This window comes from Ralstonia pickettii (assembly GCF_000607165.1).
Classification (GTDB): domain Bacteria; phylum Pseudomonadota; class Gammaproteobacteria; order Burkholderiales; family Burkholderiaceae; genus Ralstonia; species Ralstonia holmesii.
This window is the reverse complement of sequence record NZ_JFZG01000008.1, coordinates 66,840-83,257: the sequence shown is the minus strand read 5'-3', so window position 1 is coordinate 83,257 and position 16,418 is coordinate 66,840. Positions and strand designations below refer to the sequence as shown.

Annotated in this window: 16 protein-coding genes; 7 read left to right on the top strand and 9 right to left on the bottom strand. The window is 61.8% G+C overall.

What is annotated here, in order from left to right; all coding sequences use genetic code 11:
- Nucleotides 1–107 precede the first annotated feature (107 nt).
- From BG83_RS0111870 to BG83_RS30035, 7 genes are all read left to right on the top strand, one after another.
- Entirely contained in the window at nucleotides 108–449 is a 342-nt protein-coding gene (locus tag BG83_RS0111870; RefSeq protein WP_152543693.1) for a hypothetical protein, read from the top strand.
- A 572-nt stretch (nucleotides 450–1,021) separates the two neighbouring features.
- Nucleotides 1,022–3,565, top strand: coding sequence for a filamentous hemagglutinin N-terminal domain-containing protein (locus BG83_RS0111860; protein ID WP_024976924.1), 2,544 nt, complete (start codon nucleotides 1,022–1,024; stop codon nucleotides 3,563–3,565).
- Between the two features lie 10 nt (nucleotides 3,566–3,575).
- Nucleotides 3,576–5,309 carry a ShlB/FhaC/HecB family hemolysin secretion/activation protein gene (locus tag BG83_RS0111855; protein ID WP_024976923.1) on the top strand — a complete coding sequence of 578 codons (1,734 nt, stop codon included), beginning with the start codon at nucleotides 3,576–3,578 and terminating at the stop codon, nucleotides 5,307–5,309.
- A gap of 38 nt (nucleotides 5,310–5,347) precedes the next feature.
- A complete protein-coding gene (locus BG83_RS0111850) occupies nucleotides 5,348–6,079 on the top strand; it encodes a hypothetical protein (protein WP_152543692.1) in 732 nt (243 codons plus the stop codon).
- 63 nt (nucleotides 6,080–6,142) lie between these two features.
- Nucleotides 6,143–6,973, top strand: coding sequence for a peptidylprolyl isomerase (locus BG83_RS0111845; RefSeq protein ID WP_024976921.1), 831 nt, complete (start codon nucleotides 6,143–6,145; stop codon nucleotides 6,971–6,973).
- Nucleotides 6,974–7,077: 104 nt separating this feature from the next.
- Nucleotides 7,078–7,446, top strand: coding sequence for a hypothetical protein (locus BG83_RS0111840; RefSeq protein ID WP_024976920.1), 369 nt, complete (start codon nucleotides 7,078–7,080; stop codon nucleotides 7,444–7,446).
- 202 nt (nucleotides 7,447–7,648) lie between these two features.
- Nucleotides 7,649–7,780, top strand: coding sequence for a hypothetical protein (locus tag BG83_RS30035; protein WP_268747344.1), 132 nt, complete (start codon nucleotides 7,649–7,651; stop codon nucleotides 7,778–7,780).
- Between the two features lie 654 nt (nucleotides 7,781–8,434).
- On the opposite strand, the gene BG83_RS0111835 is transcribed toward BG83_RS30035, so the two are convergent.
- The 9 genes from BG83_RS0111835 to BG83_RS0111795 form a co-directional block, all read right to left on the bottom strand.
- Nucleotides 8,435–9,220: an SDR family NAD(P)-dependent oxidoreductase gene (locus BG83_RS0111835; protein ID WP_024976919.1), complete on the bottom strand. Its 786-nt coding sequence runs from the start codon at nucleotides 9,218–9,220 to the stop codon at nucleotides 8,435–8,437.
- Nucleotides 9,221–9,382: 162 nt separating this feature from the next.
- Nucleotides 9,383–10,333 carry an NAD-dependent epimerase/dehydratase family protein gene (locus BG83_RS0111830; protein ID WP_024976918.1) on the bottom strand — a complete coding sequence of 317 codons (951 nt, stop codon included), beginning with the start codon at nucleotides 10,331–10,333 and terminating at the stop codon, nucleotides 9,383–9,385.
- On the bottom strand, nucleotides 10,330–11,337 hold the full coding sequence (locus BG83_RS0111825; RefSeq protein WP_024976917.1) for a fumarylacetoacetate hydrolase family protein: 1,008 nt from the start codon (nucleotides 11,335–11,337) through the stop codon (nucleotides 10,330–10,332). Before BG83_RS0111825 ends, BG83_RS0111830 begins: the two co-directional genes overlap by 4 nt.
- A complete protein-coding gene (locus tag BG83_RS0111820) occupies nucleotides 11,334–11,930 on the bottom strand; it encodes a cupin domain-containing protein (RefSeq protein ID WP_024976916.1) in 597 nt (198 codons plus the stop codon). Before BG83_RS0111820 ends, BG83_RS0111825 begins: the two co-directional genes overlap by 4 nt.
- Entirely contained in the window at nucleotides 11,927–12,736 is an 810-nt protein-coding gene (locus BG83_RS0111815) for a cyclase family protein (protein ID WP_024976915.1), read from the bottom strand. Before BG83_RS0111815 ends, BG83_RS0111820 begins: the two co-directional genes overlap by 4 nt.
- Nucleotides 12,733–13,905 (bottom strand): MFS transporter, encoded by a 1,173-nt coding sequence (locus BG83_RS0111810; protein ID WP_024976914.1) that lies wholly within the window; start codon nucleotides 13,903–13,905, stop codon nucleotides 12,733–12,735. Before BG83_RS0111810 ends, BG83_RS0111815 begins: the two co-directional genes overlap by 4 nt.
- 16 nt (nucleotides 13,906–13,921) lie before the next feature.
- Nucleotides 13,922–15,052: an FAD-dependent oxidoreductase gene (locus BG83_RS0111805; protein WP_024976913.1), complete on the bottom strand. Its 1,131-nt coding sequence runs from the start codon at nucleotides 15,050–15,052 to the stop codon at nucleotides 13,922–13,924.
- Nucleotides 15,049–15,417, bottom strand: a complete 369-nt coding sequence (locus tag BG83_RS0111800) for a Rieske (2Fe-2S) protein (protein ID WP_024976912.1) — start codon at nucleotides 15,415–15,417, stop codon at nucleotides 15,049–15,051. The genes BG83_RS0111805 and BG83_RS0111800 overlap by 4 nt, the downstream gene beginning before the upstream one ends.
- Nucleotides 15,418–15,434: 17 nt before the next feature.
- Nucleotides 15,435–16,391 carry a VOC family protein gene (locus BG83_RS0111795; protein WP_024976911.1) on the bottom strand — a complete coding sequence of 319 codons (957 nt, stop codon included), beginning with the start codon at nucleotides 16,389–16,391 and terminating at the stop codon, nucleotides 15,435–15,437.
- Nucleotides 16,392–16,418: the final 27 nt, after the last annotated feature.

The following is a 16,418-nucleotide window of genomic DNA, read 5'->3' as shown; positions in this document are numbered from 1 at the left end:
GAATAAGAATGCGCTTAGAAGCTATCGAACCTGATCTTGCGGGAAAAATTAGAACGTGTGACAGTGGTCGGCAGCGGAAGGTCGTGTTGTTAGCGTGCCAGTTCGCCATGAACGCTGCTCCAGTCAACAATGCAGTTGTGACGCAGGCATTGTCGGCGCTGGAGCACGATCAGCGCTTTACCGGTGAACAGATTGCGGAATTGAATCGCCTGCTGCAGGAGCTTGATGAGAGATATTTTGATCTACAGGATCAAGCCGACGATGATGCGGAAAAGCAAATTGAGGCGCTTCATTGTTTTGGGCAGGCGCGGGCGGTGTCGGCTTTGCTTTTCAGTCAAGACCCGGACCCTGTGGTGGCCTCGATGGAGGCGGTGTATGAGGCGTCCACCACAACAGATAATTCAGTGGACCTGTTTGACGCAGCCATTCAGCTGTTGTCCGGCCAGTAGCTCAAATAGTGTGCGCATTTTTCGCTATCTAGGTTTGCATCGCAGTAGGGAGCGCCTTGAGCTTACGCCGAAGCGGTGAGGCCTTGCCTGGCCCCCTTCCAGCTCATCATGGCTTGGCGAACGGGTGAACCGACGTCGAGCGAGTTTAAAAACCCTATTTGCGCCGATGCCAACTTCAACTGTTTTCGTTCACCCAACAAAGCGGGAGCGCAAAGTGAAGGCAGGCTTCTATTGGGCTGCGTTGTTGTTTGGAACCGCTTGGGCGTACTCGGAGGGGTTGATTGCGCATGGCGGCCGACTGGTTGCCACAGACGCGATGGCTGCCCTGATCGCTCTCTATGGAGACCAAACCGGTCACCCATTGGCGATTGCCGGTGCTTTGCTGCTGTTCATCGCCAAAAACTTCTACTGCGCAATCCGTGGGAGCCATTGGGTGCGGAGATCGTTACTTCAGCAAGGCTATAGGGCACTCATACAGCGATCCGGTAGCCAAGTCAGCGTCGTGTGACGCGCGATGTAGAGGCCAAGTGCCACCACATCAACAAAAAGAGCAGTTTCAGGGGGAAGTTTCCGTGCAGTCACAACACCGTCCAGCCACGCTGGCCGCGCTCATTGGCCTATGCGCCGTTTTCGTGCCACCGGTCGCCGTGGCGGCCGGCATCGTTACCGATGGCGGCACAGCCACGTCGGTAAGCACCGGCACCAACGGTCGCCAAACCGTCAACATCGCCCCCAGCGTTGGCGGTGTCTCACACAACACCTACACGTCGTTCAACGTGGGCACGGCAGGCGCCGACCTGAACAACACCACGGTCGCCGCCCGCACCATCGTCAACCAAGTCACGAGCACTAACCCATCACTCATCCAGGGCAATATCGCCGTGCTAGGCCCGCGCGCTAACGTGATCATTGCCAACCCGAACGGCATCACGGTAGACGGCGGCTCGTTCACCAACACCGGCAACGTTGCGCTCACGACGGGCCAGGTGTCCTTCAACGACTTCACCAACGGCACCGGCCAGTTGCAACGCAACGTGGTGCTCAACACCAGCTCGGGCGCGATCAACATCGGCCCGGGTGGTCTCGCTGGAGCGATGCTCAACCTTGAACTGATCGCCAAACAGGTGCGCGTGGCTGGTGCCGTGCAGAACAGTTTCACCAACCTCAATAGCAAGGTCCGTATCGTCGCCGGGGATAGCCGGGCAGAAGTCGACACCAGCGTCTCGCCCACCGACAACCTGGACCCCTGGGTCAGCTACAGCAGCACGGGCAGCGGTACGCCGCTGGGCTACGCCATCGATATTGCGTCGGGCGGATCGCTGACCGGTGGCCGCATCGAACTGATCGCCACCGACCAAGGCGCTGGTGTGCGTCACGCTGGAGCCGCCTTCGCCACAGCGGGGGATTTCGTGGTCAGCGGCTCCGGGGATCTGCAACTCGCCAGCGGCACAGTGCAGGCGGCCAACGACGTGCTGATTGGCTTCGCCGGTCTGACGGGCAACGGCGCCCTGACCGCCGCCCGCAACCTTCAGATCGCTTCCAATAAGGTGCACCTTGACAGCAGCACCCTGTCGGCGGGCACGGCCGTCCAGGCTGGCAGTATCGTCATCGGCAGCACAGGCCAAGTTCACACCGAGCCCGTCACCATCGACCACAGCACGCTGAGCGCAACCGGTGGCGTTGGTCTGTTCGATGCAGGTGCCGGCGTCTCGATGACGGCGACCCAGTTGAACGCCACGCAGAACGTGATCGCGCAGGTCATTTCCCTGACGCTAGGTTCCGATGCGTCTGGCACGAGCCAGTGGACTTCGCAACAGGGCACGGTAGCGATCACCGCGCCCGGCGCAGTGCAGCTCACCGGCAGCAAGATCGATGGCGTGGGTGGCACATCCGTTCAGGCGGGTTCAATCGCACTGATGTCCGGAAACGGCAACGCGAGCACCGCGCAGTCCTCGGGAGGCGACGTTACGCTCAACGCCACGGCTGGCTACAGCCAGACCGATTCCAGCGTCATCGCCGCAGGCAACGCCACGATTCACGGCAGCAGCGTCGCCATCGCGTCGTCTGCGTTGCCGGCCGCCGTCGCGGCCACGGCTGGCGGCGTACTGATCCAGAGTGATACCGATCTGACGAACACGGCGGGCCTGATCCAGGGCCAGACGCGCAATACCGGTGCAGCAGCCTCCGAGGGTGCCGTCACGCTGCTCGCCGGCGGCACGATTCGCAACGATGCGTCGGCAGGTACGCAGGGCATCCTCTTCGGCAAGAACGACGACGTGGTGCTGCGCGCCGGTGGCGACATCGTCAACCACCAGAGCCGGATTTTGTCGAACGCCAAGCTGACTCTGGCTGCCCAGGGCGATGTGCAGAATCTGCTCGACAAGACCATTGGCGCGAACAGCGAACAGCCGGCGACCTGGACCAGCAGCGGCACCCGCTGGCTCTTCTTGCGCAACCACAGCACGGGCTTTGACGTGGACTACGGCAGCATCCCGGCAGTCGGGCAGGTTCCGTACCTCGTCTCGCAAACCGGTACTACGATCACCGGGCGCAACGTCAGCAACATTGGCGGGCAGATGCTGGCCAACGGCAGCGCCGACATCAGCATCACGGCCGCGAACGTCTTCCATAACGAAGCGCTGGCCAGCGGCTCAGCGCACTTCAGCCGCAGCTGCATGATCTTCTGCCGCAGCAGCGCATCGAGCACCATTGCGACCACGGGCGGCGCGATCTCCGCTGGCGGAAATCTGACGATCCATGCGGGAACGCTCGCCGAGAACATCGGCGGCCAGGTGCTTTCGGTTGGTGACATGACGGTCACGGCGCCCAAGGTGCGCGCAGTCGGCATCACAGGCTACACCGCACTCGCCCGTGACCGCGGCTTCAAGGCGTTCTTTGGCGACAACTGGGCGCGCCTGTACGCCGCCGATGTGGGCGGCAACTGGCTGACCATTGGCGGGGCGTTGACGATCAACGGCCAAGGTCAGATCGAAGGTGGCACCTTTGACGGGCAGACCGTCACGGCCAGCAACGGCATCGTGACGCTGCGCGCCAGGTCGCGTCAGCCGGTGGCCATTGATTCGCACGTGGGCTTGACCTCGTGGCTGTGGCAGTGAGGCGATGCACATGTTGCTGAAATTCACGCCGCTGGCCCTGGCAGCACTGCTGCTTGCAACGACCACCCACGCCCAGACCCCGCCGCTCGAAGACCCGGCCCAGCGTGCCTTGCGTGAACGCCAGGAGGCCGAGCGCCGCCGCGAGGCCAACCAACCTCCGCCGCAAATTCAGGTGCCGCAGGCTGTGCCGGACGCCGCGAACGTCGAATCCGTGGCTGAGCCCGGCACCACCTTTGCCATTCACCGGATCCAATTGAGCGGCAATACGGTGCTGGACGACGCCACGGTGGCGGGCATCACCCAGCCGTTTGGCGATCGCGATCTGGGCACCAACCGCATCAACCTGCTGCTTCGCAGGCTCACCGAAGCGTTCGTGCAACGCGGCTTCGTCACCACGCGCGCCTACTTGCCGCCGCAGAACCTCAAAGAGGGCGTTCTGACCATCGCCGTCGTGCCGGGCAAGGTGGAGAGCCTGCAGATCAACGGGAAGACGGTCCGGACCTCCGTGCCGAACCAGCCGACCGCCAGCGGTACGCAGAACGGTGGCTGGCTGACCGACGCCGGTACCGCCTGGTCCATGCCCACCGTGGGTGAGACGCTAAAGCTGACTGACCTGGAGCAGGGCGTCGACCAGATCAACCGCCTGCGCCGCAACCAGGCCGAGGTGCAGATCCTGCCCGGCCAGAGCCCTGGCGCCTCGGTCATTGCGCTGACCAACCAGCCGGGCGACCGCTTCCGTTTCAACGTGGGAACGGACAACTACGGCAGCCGTGCCACCGGCACCACGCGTTTGCGTGCCGGCATCGATGCAGACAATGCGCTCGGCTTCCAGGAGGCGCTGTCGCTGTCCTACATCGGCACGACCGACACCAATGCCGCCATTGCCTCGGCGGCGGTGCCGTTCGGCTACAACACCTTCAGCTATACCGGCTCGTTCTCGGAGTACAACAACCTCATCGGCGATACGGCGCTCGTCTACGGCCGCACCTTTGCGCACACCTTTGGTTGGAACCGCGTAATCGAGCGCGACCAAGCCGGGCGCACCGCGTTCGACGTTACGCTCACGCACCGGCGCACTGAGCGCGAGGTCAACAATCTGCTGCTCGATCCGCAGTTTCTGACGGTGGTGCGGGTCGCCATCAACGGGCTGCGCAAGTTCGCCGTGAACAACCAAGGCGGCTATGCCACCTGGGAAGTCGGTGTCACGCGCGGCATGCGCACGCTCAGCGCTAGCCAGGATGCCCCAGATATCAGACGTGACGAAGCGCACAGCCAGTTCTGGAAGCTCGATGGCAACGCAAGTACCCAGTTGCCCCTTCCGAGCCTTGGCAAGGCTGCGTTGGCGTACCGCGGCCAGGTGTCTGCGCAGTGGTCGAATGTGGCGCTGTTCGGTTCGGAACAGATCTTTGCGGGTGGCATGAGCTCGGTTCGGGGCTTCCGCGAGGGCCTCATCAGCGGAGACCGGGGACTGACCTTGCGCAACGAAGCCGTGTGGGCGAATGCGCCTTCGGCTGGGGGCGTGCGGATCGAGCCCTACGTCTTCCTGGATGGCGGCCAGACGCAGTTGGTGGCCACGCAGCACTGGCAGTACCTGGCGGGTACCGGTGTAGGGGTGCGGCTATCGGCGGCTTATGGCAAGAACGTGCTGACCAGTGAGTTGCTGCTTGGCCGTGCGCTGGTGCAGCCGGCCGAGCTCGGCGCCAAGCCGACGGTCCTGTTGGCGACCTTGAACTGGACTTATTGAGCAACGGGTACGCCAATCCGACACCTAGGATCATGAACATGAAGATTTCCAAAGGCGCAACGATCAAGGCTGCATACCGTTCAGCCTTTCAAATTCCATTGCGTCACCCTTTGCTTACGGTGCTCACCACGGTTGGTCTTCTGATGCTGACCGTAGCGGGTACTAACGGGGAGTTCCGACCCTGGTTTTTCATGACGCTGCTCATGATGGCGCAGACACTAGTAACGGTGCCGCTGCAAGTGGCCGGATATCGACTCGTCCTGCGCCGAGAGACGAATAACCATGCGTGGTCGCTTCAGACGGTCGCCTTCTGTCTTCTTGCGGTGTTGTCGGGCGCAGCGTTCATGTTGATTGCCAAGCTGCGATTGACGTTGGGCTTGATCGGCGCGGTTGGTCAGTTTGGGCTCTATTACCTGTACTACCGCCTCATTCTGGCTTTGCCCGCTTTGGCGGCGGATGCTGGACGTTCCCCTCTACGCCTTTCGTGGAATGCGACGGCTGGGCGCGTCTGGTCGATCTTTGTCGTCATGACCGCTGGCACGGCGCCCATCATTGTGGCGTCCGTGCTGATGCTGACAACGGGGCAGGTCTCTATGGTTGGCGTTTCTCAGACGCCGATTGGATCGGTGTTACAGGCGGCGACCGCAGTGATCTCAACGTTCCTGGTCGTGGGGACCATTTCGGCGATCTATCAGAACTTGCTGGGCGGGTTGGATTTCCCTAGTGGACCTGATGAGGTAGCACCGAGCGACGCTGTCCCACTTGGCTAAATGGCACGCGCCGCTATTGTCGACGCCGACTTTGCACTGAACTTATTGACAAGGATTTCTGACATGAACACAACGATCCACCGCTTCGCCATAACTGCATTGGCCGCAGCATCGATTTCATCCGCATGGGCTGACGCCCTGCCGGCGGGTGCTGTGGCCGTCGTCAACGGCACGCAGATCACGCAAGCCCAGTTGGACCGAGCGATTGCACAGACCGGCGTGGCCGCGAATCCGAACGTCGTACAAGCGCTCAAGCAGCAGATGATCGCGCGTGAACTGTTCCGCCAGCAGGCTGCCAAGAATGCCGCCTACGAAAAGCTGCCGGCGGTGAAACAAGCCGTACAGGAGGCGCATGACGCGGCCATCACTCAGGCTTGGCTGAAAGACAACATCAAGCCCGCGCCGGTGACGGATGCGCAAGTCAAAGCGCGCTATGACGCGATCGTCTCCAGCCTGGGCGACAAAGAATACAAGCCACGTGTGATCCAGGTGGGGGACGATGTCACCGCCGCGCAGGTCATCGCGCAACTGAAGCAGAGCGGCGATTTCGCCAAGTTGGCACAGCAGTACAGCACGGCGCCGAACAAGACACGTGGCGGCGAGATGGATTGGGTGAGCTTCAAGGTGCCGGCCGAAGAGGGCAAGACGCAGAACTTGCCGCTGGCACTTGCGCGCGAGATTTCCGCATTGCAACTGGGTGCGACCAGCGCTGCCCCAGTCGAAGTGGGTAACCAGCGCTACATCGTGAAGCTCGATGCGATGCGGCCGACGCAAGTGCCTGCATATGACGCCGTAAAGCCGGCCATTAAGCAGGCGTTGGAGACGGCGGAACTCGAACGCGCCACGGTACAGGTAGTCGGAAACTTGCTGAAGACTGCCAAGGTCGTTCAGTGAGGCCCGTCAACTGCAAATCTCGGTGACGCGGTCCGGTAGCCGGTCATGGATGGCAACCGGCCGGCATTAACGGTCAGCACAACCTTCACGCACAAGGAGCGCGCGTGCAACAAGTTTTGAGTAAAACCTTTGGTGGGCTCTCCCGCCCGTATTACTTCCGACATTTTGTATTCGGCCTGATCTTTCCCGTCTTCATCTTCTGGATGTTGTCGCACGCGAAGCCATCGTCCGGGCAGCACGCGTTCCCCTTCACGCTCGTGATTATCGCGATCCTCAATACCGTTCTCTATCCCTACGCACGGTTCGTCTACGAGGGCGTGATTGGCTTCTTGATGGGCTCGAACGTGTTGTTCGTCAATGCCTTCATCGCCCTATGGTGGAAGTTGGTCACGATGGCACTTTGCTGGAGTCTGGCGATCTTCATCGCCCCGATCGGCCTCGGCTACCTGTACTTCCATAACAGCAGGGCCTGACAGCCAGTTGACTGCAGAGGCAATCGCTTTGGGGCAGAGCGCAATGCCTCCCATTATTTGGCACAGCGGCGGCTGGTTCCAGTCGACACCGCCGGTCGCGAGACCATCGCAGCAGGGAGCGGCTCCGGCACCTGATCGGGCTGCGAGACGTGAGCTTTGGGCGGCCCGCGCCTAGCAGCGCAGCGCAGAGCTGACGAGCAGCATGAACCTGCATGAGCGTATGCCGTTGCTTGCGCGGCTTGTTGGCCTCGGTCTTGATCCACGCGGAGAGCTTGGCGGCGTGGCCTTCTTATATCAAAGTGATTTAAGTACTCTGCATGCGAATCAAAAATGATTCGATAGATAGGCTGTTCGTGGCGAAAGCAAATTGGGTGGACGGACGATCCCAGAGGAGGTGGTCATATTGCAAGAGGAGTTCCATGGCCGTCGCTGGCAACGAGTTCTGGTGTGCAGTGATCCCGTGCTAGCGCAAATAGGTGACAAACTGATCCAGCTTCGTCACACGTGCAAGCTTGCTGCCTCACTGAAAGATGCCTTTCTTTTCGAAAGTTTGACATCGTTGCAAATGGTCGTGAGGCATGGGGGCTGAGCCCAGCGCGGTTGCAGAGGCTAGCCGGGCTCCGGAGCCTTAACGGGCGTGGATGTATGCGGTAGTTTTGTACCCAGGAGATGCACTACCGTTCAACAAACACAAGATGTGTGGCGAGGAAATGAAAGCGTTTCAATCTCGCTGAAATAGTTTGGTTTCTGGGGGGTAAGCCCCTCCAGAAACCTCTGTACTGCAAGGCTTTAAACACCACTTAATGTTTGCGGGCGCGCCAGCTTCGCGCAGTGCTTTTCACCCCCGCTTAGCACCCTGGTTTTTCCTCCGCTCGCGAGCATGTTGTGTGGCACGTGCGCTTCAGTAGTGGAGCGATACATCTCGCGTTTCGTGATGTGTACGCCAGAATGACCTCAACGAGCGCCGGCTACGAATCATCGACGTGTGTCAACTTCCATCGCTAATAGTCGTCCCTCCGTCCACGACGATGTTTTGACCCGTCATAAAACCACCCGCTGGGCTAGCAAGCATGACGGCCACACCTGCGATTTCGTGCGGTTCTCCCACGCGCCGCAACGGGGTCAATGACAGTCGCCGGCTCATGAAGGTGCTGTCGGCAATCAATTCCGCAGCAAACGGCGTGCGGATGAGGCCTGGCGAGATGGCATTCACTCGCACGCCGTGTGGACCCCACTCAACTGCCAGGTTACGCGCCAGCTGCGCGAGGCCAGCTTTGGAAATTCCATAGAGGCCTATCCTTCGATTGCCGCGGAGTCCTGCGATGCTCGACATCAAGATCACGCTTCCAGAACCGCGCTGTGCCATGTCCGGAATGACAAGCGAGGTCAACCGAGCGGCGCTATGGAGATTCACTTCCATTACCCGCAGCCAAGTGTCGTCTGTAACGTTACTGAATGGGCCTGCCGGCCCCTGGATTCCTGCGTTGCAGACGAGCGTATCGATGCGGCCATGGCGCTGCAGAACCTCACCAACCAATTGCTCAACCTGGCGCTGGTCGGATACATCGCAAGCAATACCGAACGCATTCAGGCCGCTCTGACACAGGCGAGTCGCCGTCTCAGAACAGGCTGCCTCATCCAGACCTGAAACAATAACGGTGGCGCCCTGAGTAGCGAGTGCCGTCGCAGTGGCGAAGCCCAGACCGCTCGTGGCGCCTGTAATCAGTGCCACGTGGCCGGAAAGATCAAACAGACTGCGCGCTTCGGTTTTCATACATCATGTGTCAAGTAGGTCGAGCGCTCACGTGTGCCCCTTTCATAGCGAGTCTCGTCAACGATCTGGAACGCTTCTGACCCGCATGGATGATGCGTCGATGCTCAGCGTTCTATTAAAAATATGTCGCCGAAGGCAGCCATGTGGGCTGGCTGAACCGTTTCAGCCCTCCATCAGCGCCCGTTCGATCAACGCCTCGACAGTGCCGTCGTGTTGAAAGCCAGCCGCGACAGCGCGACGATCAATCAGCGGTGGCTGGCGGCCAAACAACCGCTCGATCCCATCCTCGGGGGCATAGCTGATTTGCATCGGGCCGAACCTATGCGCTAGCGCGTCGACGAGCGCACCAACCTCCAATCGCAGCACGGGGGGCGTCCAGACGCGCTCCGCGTGTAGACCGTCCGAAGACAACCGCGCAGCATGTACCAAGTTGTCGACGCAGCAGACACGCGACATCCACCATGCTGTTGCCGATGGCGAGACAGGACATACATAGGGTTGCCCGTGTTGAGCGGCGCGAAAGATCGCACTCATGAAGGCGGAACCATGTCCTAGGGACAATCCGGGCCGCGCCACGATGCCCGGGAAGCGTAACGAGCGGCCATCGACTGAGCCGCGACGCGTCCAATCGGCCAACAATTGCTCGCCAACCAACTTGTGCACGCCGTAACTGATGGTGGGGTGTACCGCCGAATGCTCGTCCATATGCGACGGCAGAGGGACTCCATAAACCGCGACACTGCTGGCAAAGACGACTCGCGGCACGGTCCCATGAACGCTCGGCTGTTTCGCGAGGCATTCGAACAACGCCAGGGTGCCATGCAAATTAATACGGTCGCCCAGATCCCGATTGGCTTCGGCCTGTGCGCCCGGCACACTCGCCAAGTGAAAGACGAGATCCACGGGCTTTGACAGCACAGCATCAAGTGTGTGCGGCGCGCCAAAGTCTCCGTTGATGACAGTAACGCGCGCATCTGCGGGGATGGCGTCGATATGCTGGTCCACAAGCATTAACTCTGTGACGTCGCCTGTGGTAGCGACCCCATCGCGCAATAACCGGCGAACCAACGCTGATCCTACGAAACCATTGGCACCCGTCACCAAGGCTCTCATCGTTGCTCCTCTTTTGCACTAGCTGCACCCGCTTGAACAACACGCTGCTCAATGATGCCGAACGGCATCTCACCTTCTGCGTCGCGCGCCATCATCCTGACCCGATCGCCGAAGCGCATGAAGCCAGTCTTGGCTTCGCCTTCATCGATGATCTCGATCACACGCCGCTCTGCAATACATGCCGATCCAGCTGTGCGGCTCACATTCGATACCGTGCCGGAGCCGATGATGGTTCCAGCGGACAGTTGGCGTGTACGCGCGGCATGTGCAATGAGGTCGCCAAAGCTGAAATTCATTTCGCTGCCACATGGATGACCAAACCAGTGACCATTCCACTCGATATGCAGACGCAGTTGCACGCGGCCTTCGCGCCAATTTCCGCCCAACTCGTCGGGCGTGATGGCGACCGGCGCAAAGCTGGTCGACGGTTTGGCCTGTAGAAACCCAAAGCCGGTCTTCATCTCGCGTGGCCCAAATGCGCGCAGGCTCCAATCGTTGATCTGCACGAGCAGGCGGATGTGCTCCAAGGCCTGCGTAGCAGAGACGCCCATCGGTACGCGACCGACAACCACACCAAACTCGCCTTCGAAATCGATACCGTCGGCCTCACTGGGCAACGGCACATCCTGCGTCGGGCTGAGAAAGTCGTCGCTCGCACCCTGGTACATCACGGGGATGGTGGCGAAATCTGGAATCGGCGGCGTATTGAATGCGCGCTCCATCAGTCGACCGTGGTTGAGAAACGCCGATCCATCGCACCATTGCGGGCTACGCGGCAGCGGTGCCAGACACGCAGCAGCATCGAATGCACGTGCACCGGCAATACGCCCCGCATTGAGATCGTCGTAGCGCGCCTGCAGCTTGGGGGCGACATCCTCCCAGCGCTCCAGTGCATCGATCAACGTGGCGGCAATTGGGGCGGCATCGATAGCGCGCTGAAGATCGCGCGACACCAACACAAGGCGACCATCAGTTCCGCCGCCGGGCAATGTGGCGAACTTCATCGCGCCTCCGGTTGCGTCCGGGCCTGCAATGCCTCGGCGATGGCCGGGTCGTACACGCCGTCGATCAGCACGAAGAGCATCCTGCACGGCCGGCTGGAGCGGTTGGCCCAGGCGTGATTGGTGCCACGTTGAATGACCACGCTTCCCGGCGCAAGCGCCACCTCGGAATCATCGAGCACCAGCGTCATCTCGCCATCGATCACCACGCCGTAGTCGATCGATTCCGTGCGATGCATCAGCGGATGCGGCGAATCGGCGCGCACGGTAGATGCATGTGCATCGCCCACCTGGGTGAACGCTTCCTGCATCCGGGTCGCGCCACGCGCCAGGAACTCCGAGGTATCGGGCGGAATATCGACAAATCGAAAGCGCGTGCCTTGCTTTGGCGGCGGCAACATCAGCGCGCCCACGGTGGGATCCGCACCGTTGTCGATCGGCACCGGGTTGCCCGACGTGCTCCACACTTCGTGGAATACCGTGCCGGGAATGGCAGCAATTTCCACCACGGTCGGCAATGGCCCTTGCGAGACGATCACCGCGCGCCCGTCGGCGTCGTGGCCCGTCACGATACGTTGAATTGTTGGAAAGCTCATGCAATGTCCTGTTCAGCGTTGAAGATGGCGACCGCGCGCGTCCACCCCGCGGATGCCCCGCGAATCTTGTGCGGAAAGCAACTGATGACAAATCCACGCGGAGGCAGGGCCTCGAGGTTGTGCAGCTTCTCCAGGTGGCAGTAGCCAATGTCGCGACCGGCCTTGTGCCCTTCCCAGATCAGTGAGGTATCGCCCGTCTCGGCGATCTTCTTGGCGGTGTAGGAGAACGGTGCATCCCAGCTCCACGCATCGGTTCCGGTCAGGCGCACGCCGCGTTCGAGCAGGTACATCGTCGCCTCGTAGCCCATGCCGCAGCCTGCGTTGACGTAGTCGTTGTGCCCATAGCGCGCGCCCGCCCGCGTGTTGACCACGACGATGTCGAGCGGCTGCAGCGAGTGGCCGATGCGTGCAAGCTCTGCCTCCACATCGGCGGCTGTCACCACGTAGCCGTCGGGAAAGTGCCGGAAGTCGAGTTTCACGCCGGGCTGGAAGCACCATTCCAGCGGAACTTCGTCGATGGTGATCGACGGTTTGGCCTCGCCAAGGGTGGCGTCCATGGTCGAATGGAAGTGCCAGGGCGCATCGAGATGCGTGCCGCTGTGCGTGGTGAGCGTGACCCACTCGGCCGCAGCGGCTTCGCCATCGGGGTAGTCCTCGGGCTTCGTGCCGGGCAGCATGGCCATGAACTCGGGCAAGGTATCGGCATGCTTCTGGTAGGTGATCTTCGGTGCCAGCGGCGGCGGGTCGGAGAGCACGTCGTTCTCCAGATAGATGGAGAGATCGACAAAGCGTCGAGTTGGCTTCATGCGGAAGCTCCTGCTGGCACAGCGCGGCGTTCAAGACGTGAGAAACACAGCATGGCGGCAACGGCCATCAAGACAGCGGCGATGCCAAGGCTGCCGTAGCCAAGAAACTTGACCAGCGTGCCGCCAAGGATCGGCCCGACGGCAGCGCCAGTCATCAGCATGGCGGGCGTGGCGGCAACGGCGCGTCCGGTGACGTCCAACCGGGCCAGCACACCAAACGCGAAGGTGTGCGTGAAGATCATGACGGCAACGAACACCGCGCCAGCCGCCGCATACGGGGCCAGCGTTGAACTCTGCGTGATGACGAGCGCAAGTGTTGCCTGCGCGAGCGGCCCACCCAGCACAACCCGCCGGGCCGGCACATGCAACTCCAGGAACCCCGCCAGTGGCGCTGGCAGCAGGTTCACCAACCCCGTTGCGATCAATACGGAGGTGACGGCGGCCAGGCCGAAACCTCGATCTACGCCAATGCGTTCGACAAAACTGAACACCATGGCCTGAGTCACTGCCATGCAGGCCACGCCCAGCATGCCGCTCCATACGGTTGGCGAAAAGCTTGGTTCGGCTGTGGACATCTCAAGGTGCGGCGCCTTAAGGACCGGAAACGCCATCGCGCACACCGCGGCCGCAACCGCCATCACACCCGCGAAGACGCGGAACAGGATCGGTCCACCGTGCAACGCTACCAAGCCCGGTGTCACACCCAGAAAAGCGATGGCAAAGCAGCCCAGCGCCAAGCCCGCCGCAGCAAACAACCGATGCGGATTGCGACTGCGCCCGATCGTGCCGTGCGTAAAGCTCAGGCTGCATCCCACGGCGAAACCCGCAACCGCATGCAAACCCGCCATGGCCGCGTAACTGTCGCCCACGGCGGCCATGCTGAGAAACGCCAGCATGGCCACCCCAAAGCCGGCGGATACGGAAGCGCGGGCTGGCAGACGATTCAGGCGCGGCGCGAAGACGACGCTGCTTGCCACGGCCGCCGCCAAAAACAACGTTACCAAGCCACCCGCCTCTTGCGGGTCGAGGTGATAGCTTCCGATCAGGGTGCCAACCCATACCGGCAAGGCGACCATGTCGACCATGCCGGCGCAATGTGCAGCCAGTAGCGCGAACGTGCCCCGGCCGCCCAATCGCGCTGCGCCGCTGGTCTCAAGATTTGATTCCATGGTGGTCTCCGCCGCGTCAGATGGTCTTTGCCAGGCTCATGAGCGTGTCGCGCATGATGCGGGCGTGCTCGGCCTTGTCACCGCCGGCAATCTCGATCTCGCCCAGGCGGCCCGAGTTTTCCACCACCATGCGGCAACGGTCCCAGCGGCGATCCTGGAAGGCTTGCAGTGCGGCATCGAGCGTGGCAGCGCGCTCCAATTCCTCGGCTAGCACGATGGCGTCTTCCAGGCCGATACCGGCACCGGCCGCCATGTGCGGTGTGGTGGCATGGACCGTATCCCCGATCAGCACGATGCGGCCGCTGAACCACGGGCGCGGCATCAATAGGCTTTCCAGCGGGCGATAGTTGATGAGCGACTGTGCCGAGATCTGCGCGCGGATGGTTTGCATCAACGGCGCGCTGAACGGTGCGAGCAGATCCGACAGCATCTGCGGCCAACGTTGCGGGTCGATGTACTCGTTCGCCTCGCGGTCTTCGGTCACGAACAGGTACATCTCGTCTTGCGATACGGGGTTGACGCCTGTCTTGACCTTCTGCCCGAGCCACATCGTTGCGCACGTGATGTCTGCGGGGCGAGGAACCACGGCACGCCAGACACCCTGGCCGGTGTACTGCGGCGTGGGTGCATTGGGAAACGCTGCCTCGCGCACCTTCGAGTACAACCCATCGGCGCCGATCACGAGGTCGTAGCGACCTTGCGTGCCATCGGTAAAGGCAACGTCCACCCCGTCGGCGCGTTGCTCAATTGCCGTGAATGTGCAGCCCAGGCGCACCTTCACGCCCGCAGCGACTGTCGCCTTGGCCAGGATGTCAGCCAGCGCCGGACGCATGATCGCGCCGCCGCCCGGCACATCCGGCCCGGCCACACGCGGCGTGGGTAACTGCCCCAGCGCCTGGCCGCTCGCTGTGAAAAGATTGACGCCATCGCCACAATAGCCGCGCTCTCGGAATGCATCGAGTACGCCAATAGTTTTCAAGGCGCGCAGCGTTGGGCCGCCGATGCTGATGCCGGCGCCATAGGCCCGCCATTTCGCATCAATCTCGACCATGTCGACCTGCATGCCGAGCTTGGCGCATTGGATGGCTGCGGCCATGCCGGAAAAGCCGCCCCCGATCACGAGGATCTTCTGCACTGGGGATGTCATTGTGGTGTCTCCTTGTTGTCTGGCATCAAGAACACGGTGCCGTTTCCGGCAACCTCGATCTTGATGGGCTCCAGCGCTTGTCCCAGGCAGGGGCCAAGAACGCAAACGCCGGAGCCGATATCGAATTGCGCGCCATGCGCATGGCAGACGATGCGGGTGCCGTCGCCATTGAGGTAGGCATCTTTGCGCCATGCCATTGGCGTTCCACCCTGATGCGGGCAGGCATCGCGGTAGGCATGAAGTGCCTCGCCTCGCCGCACCACGAAGACAGTGTCCCGGCCGATACCGCGCGGGTCAAAGCCACGCGAATGGCCATCGATCAACTCATGCAACTGGCATAGCGGTACGCGGTTGGATGTCGACATGGCTGAGTTCCGATCCCTCAGGATGCGGCGTGCGCCGCATCGGTTGCCGGCGGACCGCCCGGTGCCCAGTTCTCGCGATGCTGGAACAGGAACAGTTGCGAGGTGTCCGCCCCCATGGGGGCTTCGCGTGCGATCCAGTCGGTATCGTGCAGGTCCATGTCGGCGTCGTATTCCACATGGCAGCCGAGCGGGCTGTTGAAGTACCAGAACCAGTTCGAGCCGAAGCGATGGCGCCCCGGGCCCCAGAACGATTGATAGCCCTTCTCGACCAGTCGCGCCCCGGCCTGCATCACCTCGGTCGGGCCGCCCAGATGAAACGTGAAATGCTCACAGCCCTTCATGAACGGCGGCGTCTCGATCATGAATAGCGTGTGGTGGTCGAGCGTGCCGGCGGGGCGCAGGAAAGGCCCCACGCCGACAAAGCGATCGGTGCAGACAAAGCCCAGGCGCTTGACGTAGAACGCCTCCGCCTTCGTGGCATCCGGCACGAAGTAGACAACGTGCGAGAGCGTGCGGGCCTGCACCACGGCATCGCCGTCCACGCCTACAACGTTCGCCGGCCGCTGCGCAGGTGCGCCCGGTGCGTTGACACGCTCCGCCGGTAATTCCAGCGGGCGGCGAACCGTCACCTGAAACGCCAGTGCAAAGCCCGCATCGTCCACAGTGTGGATGGAGCCATCCGCATGGCGTTCGACGGGGCGGTCTTTCTGCAGCTCTGCGGCAATCGCCTCCAGCGTCTGCTGGTCGGCCACGCCGTAGATGGTCTGGCGCAGGAAGCTCGCGGTGCCGAGCGAGGGCGGCAAGGTCGCATCGTCCTTGTGCGCAATGCGGATGGACGTGCCGTCCAGCGCCTCGAAGCTGCCGCCGGCGGCTGTCACGCCAACCGGCTTCAGGCCGTAGTCGGTCAGATATTGCGCGCACGCGGCAACGTCGTCGACGCCAAACAGCAGTGCATCGGGTCCGATGATGTTCATGGAAGTCCTATCGGTCATGGGTTGATG